2 protein-coding genes are annotated in these 1768 nt (G+C 63.3%); both read right to left on the bottom strand.

Going from position 1 to position 1768, the window contains the following annotated elements; all coding sequences use genetic code 11:
• Positions 1 to 34: 34 nt before the first annotated feature.
• Positions 35 to 850, bottom strand: coding sequence for an ABC transporter permease (locus FEM54_RS31890; RefSeq protein WP_017137311.1), 816 nt, complete (start codon positions 848 to 850; stop codon positions 35 to 37).
• Positions 851 to 862: 12 nt separating this feature from the next.
• Positions 863 to 1768: putative urea ABC transporter substrate-binding protein (locus FEM54_RS31885; protein ID WP_138454201.1), on the bottom strand; the 906-nt coding region annotated here is incomplete at its 5' end.

Raw genomic sequence — 1768 nt, 5'->3', positions numbered from 1 at the left:
TAGCGCTGCCACACATTGTTGACGCTGATAAAACTCATGGCCGCGCTCCTTCGTACCAGGGGAACGCACGCCGTGTGAGGGTTTTGAGGCCCCAATCCATCAGCCAGGCGAGCAGGGTGATCCACACCACGTAGGGCAAGATCACGTCCATCGCCAGGTAGCGGCGCACCAGGAAGATCCGGTAGCCGAGGCCGTCGGTGGAGGCGATGGCTTCGGCGGCGATCAGGAACAACCACGCCGAGCCGAGCATCAGCCGCAGCGAGATCAGCAGACGTGGCAGCAGTTGCGGTAGCACCACACGCAGCATCAGGGTCCAGGTGGAGGCGCCGAGGGTCTGTGCCTTGACCAGCAACTCGACGGGTATTTCCCGGGCGCGCTGTTCCAGGTCGCGCGCCAGGCACGGTGTTACACCGATGACGATCAGCATGACTTTGGACAACTCTCCCAGCCCAAACACGATGAACAGAATCGGCAGGATCGCCAGTGGCGGCACCATTGACAGCACCGTGAGCAGTGGCGACAACGGCGCGCCAAACAACGGCAGTGTGCCGGCGGCGATGCCCAGGCACAGGCCGGCGAGGGCGCTGATGCCCAAGCCGATCGCCAGGCGGCGCAGGCTGGAGGCGCTGTCTTGCCACAGCACATATTCACCGGTGCGCGTATCGGCGCTGAACGCCAGGCGTTTCACCGCGTCGCCCATTTGCGCGGCGCTGGGCAGCAGTTTGTCGTTGGGGTTATCCGCCAGGCGCTCGGCCGAGCCTACAAAGTAGGCGAACAGCAGCAGGGCGAACGGCAGCAGCACCAACAGCAGGCGGCTGGAGCGTTCCGGGTGACGGTTGATCAGGCGCATGGCCGGGTCCTCTTACAGCGTGCCGTCGGCGGCCATCTGCACGTAGCTGGGGTCGAAATGCAGCTTGAGGTTGGCGGTGTCGCCGCTGGTGATGCCATTGGCGAAGCTCATGCCCACGGCGCTGGCGTCCCTGGCCCCTTCGCCGAGCAGGCCGTGTTCAAACGAGAACTCGGCGACCTTGCGCAGGGTGGCGGGCAGTTGCGCGCTGGTGGCGAACGCCAGCGCTTCCTTGGGCGTGGCGAACAGCTTGGTGGTGTCCAGTTGCGCCTGGAAACCCTTGAGGTCGGTGCCGGAGGCCTTGGCCATATGTTCAAGCGCCGCGGTGCTGGCAGCGTTTTTGGCGTTCATCAGCGCGACCACTTCAAACCAGGCACCGGTCAGCGCTTTGCCCAGGGCCGGGTTGTCTTTGAGGGTTTGGGTGTTGACCACCATCATGTCCATGATTTCGCCGGGCACTTTGCTGGAGTCGAACACTTGGGTGACGCCCGGTTTAGCCTTGATCTCGGAGAGCATCGGGTTCCAGGTGGTCACGGCTTGCACCTGGTCGGTGTTGAAGGCGGCGGCGATGTCGGCGTCGGAGGTGTTGACCACTTTCAGGTCTTTTTCGGTGAGGTCAGCCGACTCCAGCGCGCGGGCCAGCAGGTAGTGGGACACCGAGAGTTCCACCAGGTTGACGTTCATGCCCTTGAGGTCGGCCACGGTCTTGCCGGTGCCCTTGATCACCACGCCATCATTGCCGTTGGAAAAGTCGCTGACCACCAGCGCGGTGCTGTCCACACCACCGGCGGCGGGAATGGTCAGGGCGTCCATGTTGGTCATGGTGCAGCCGTCGAACTGGCCGGCGGTGTATTGGTTGATGGACTCGACATAGTCATTGAGCTGCACCATGTCGATCTTGATGCCGTACTTCTTGGCCCA

This window comes from Pseudomonas edaphica (assembly GCF_005863185.1).
In the GTDB taxonomy this organism is placed as follows: Bacteria; Pseudomonadota; Gammaproteobacteria; order Pseudomonadales; family Pseudomonadaceae; genus Aquipseudomonas; species Aquipseudomonas edaphica.
The sequence above is the reverse complement of the archived record's forward strand: the minus strand, read 5'-3'. Positions and strand labels throughout refer to the sequence as shown.

Coding starts and splice junctions, on each gene's coding strand:
- FEM54_RS31890 (WP_017137311.1), bottom strand. CDS start 850: ATGCGCCTGATCAACCGTCACCCGGAACGCTCCAGCCGCCTGCTGTTG.